Below are 2221 nucleotides of genomic sequence, written 5' to 3' on the forward strand. Positions count from 1 at the left end.
GAGCGCAAAGCCGTTGATGGCCGCGATCACGGGCTTGCCGAGATTCTCGACGAGATCGAGCACCTCCTGACCGATGCGGCTGGACCGCTCGGCGTCGATCGCACTCGCGCGCGCGAGCTCGCCAATGTCGGCGCCGGCGATGAACGCCTTGTCCCCCGCTCCAGTGAGGATGACGCCGCGCACTATGGCGTCATCACGCGCATCCTCGAAGGCCGTGCGAAGGTCCCTCCAGGTAGGCGTATTGAGCGCGTTGAGCACCTTGGGACGGTTGAGCGTCACATAAGCGATGCCGCTCCTTTTTTCGTACAGCACGTTGTCGAGTTTCGGCGCAGGCGGCTGCTGTGTCTCGACTGTCATCGCGACGGCGGGCGAAGCCATGGCATGTCTCCTCTGCTGGTTTTCTGCGGCGGGCTCGCCCTCGCTCACACGAATGCGCTGAACCCGGTGATCGCCTTGCCGACGATCAAGTTCTGCATCTGGTAGGTGCCCTCGTAGGAATAGAGCGCCTCGGCATCCGCAAAGAAGCGCGCGACGTTGTAGTCGACGATAATGCCGTTGCCGCCGAGCACCTCTCGCGCCCAGGAGACCGTCTCACGCGCCTTGGCCGTGCAGAACGCCTTCGAAAGCGCGGCTTGCTGGTCCGTCAACTTGCCTTCGTCCGCGAGCTGGGCCGTGCGAACCACCATGCCCTGGCAGGCCGTGATGTTGGCGAGCATCTTCGCAAGAAGGTCCTGAATGAGCTGGAACGAGGCGACCGGCTTTCCGAACTGCAGTCGCTCCTGCGTGTATTTGAGCGCGTGCTCATAGGCGCCCATCGCGCATCCCGTCGATTCCCAGCCCACGTAGTACCGCGTCCCACGCAGCACGCGCGCGGTGTCGCGGAAGGACTGGGCGCCCGATGCGAGATGATTTGCGTCCGGCACCCGGCAGTCCTTCATGGTGATCTGACCGTTCTGGACTACCTTGAGCGCCATCTTGTTCTGAATCTTCTCGACGCTGAAGCCGGGCGTCGACTTGTTCTCGACGATGAAGCCCTTGACCTGGTTGTCGTCGACGTCCTTCGCCCAGATGATCGAGATATCGCACCAGGGCGCGTTGCCGATCCACCGCTTCTGGCCGTTGAGGATCCAGCTATCGCCTTCGCGCTTCGCCGTCGTGGTGAGACCGCCACCCGCTCCTGAGCCGACCAGCGGCTCGGTCAGGCCGAAGCAGCCGATCTTTTCCATGCGCGCCATCGGCGGCAGCCACTTTTGCTTCTGCTCCTCCGATCCAGCGACCTGGATCGAGCCCATTGCCAGGAAGTTGTGGACGCCGAAGAAGGTCGCGAACGAGGCATCGACCCGCGCCATTTCCACTCCAATGAGGCCGACCAGCAATTGACTGCCGCCGGCGCAGCCGTACCCGTGGATGCCGAGGCCGCCGAGGCCCAGCTCCTTGACCAAGGGCACCAGCTCGAATGGGAACGCGTCCTCGACCCAGTACTTGTTGATGATCGGGGCGACCTTGGTCTCCATGAACGTGCGCACCCTCTGATGGATCGCGTGCTCCTCGGGCTTCAGGAGGTCGGTGTAGTTATAGAAATCGCTGTTCGGCGTCGGAAGCGGCTTCGGGGTTTTGGTAAGCATTTTGGGACTCCTGTTGTTGCGGCTCGAAAGCTGGGGCAAGAAGTGGACGCGTCGGTTGGATGACGCGTCCCGGCGGTTGCGCTTGGGCTTATGCGACCGGCTCGATCGATTTCGTTTGGTTCGACTTGGCGGCCTTCTTGCGCAGCTCGAGCAGGCCGAGCAGGACTTCATCGCGCTCCACTTCCAGCTCCGCGATGGTGCGCGATCCGACCTCTGCGTGGACGCTGTCGATGAGCTTCTTCTGTACGTCCGGCGTCAGCACGGGTGAGCCGAGAGTCTTCCACCAAGCCGCCATCGGGCCGGTGAACTGCTGGAAAAAGTGCTCGATGCCACCCGGGCCGCCGCCGAGGTGATTGAGCATCATGTTGCCCATCACGCCCCAGCGCAGTCCTGGCCCCCAGGAGAGGGCGGTGTCAACGTCGGCGGCGCTCACCACGCCCTCGGCGACGAGATAGTAGACCTCCCGCGCCAATGCGGATTGCAAGCGGTTTGCGACGTGGCCGGGCAATTCCTTGTTGACGCGCACCGTCTTTTGCCCGATCGACGTATAGAAATCCGCCACGCGCTGGATTGTCGCTTCCGAGGTCTTGGCTCCG

Annotated in this window: 3 protein-coding genes; all 3 read right to left on the reverse strand. The window is 63.1% G+C overall.

Annotated elements, in window-relative coordinates; genetic code table 11:
- Positions 1-378: enoyl-CoA hydratase-related protein (locus tag JOY90_RS31190; protein WP_291694937.1), on the reverse strand; the 378-nt coding region annotated here is incomplete at its 3' end.
- Positions 379-422: 44 nt separating this feature from the next.
- Positions 423-1625: an acyl-CoA dehydrogenase family protein gene (locus JOY90_RS31195; protein ID WP_291694938.1), complete on the reverse strand. Its 1203-nt coding sequence runs from the start codon at positions 1623-1625 to the stop codon at positions 423-425.
- An 88-nt stretch (positions 1626-1713) separates the two neighbouring features.
- A partial coding sequence (locus JOY90_RS31200) for a 3-hydroxyacyl-CoA dehydrogenase family protein (protein WP_291694939.1) occupies positions 1714-2221 on the reverse strand: 508 nt, incomplete at its 5' end.

Source organism: Bradyrhizobium sp. (assembly GCF_019242285.1).
In the GTDB taxonomy this organism is placed as follows: Bacteria; Pseudomonadota; Alphaproteobacteria; order Rhizobiales; family Xanthobacteraceae; genus Bradyrhizobium.

What these genes read in the sequence shown, in the direction of transcription:
- JOY90_RS31195 (WP_291694938.1), bottom strand. Translation starts at nt 1,625, where the DNA reads ATGCTTACCAAAACCCCGAAGCCGCTTCCGACGCCGAACAGCGATTTC.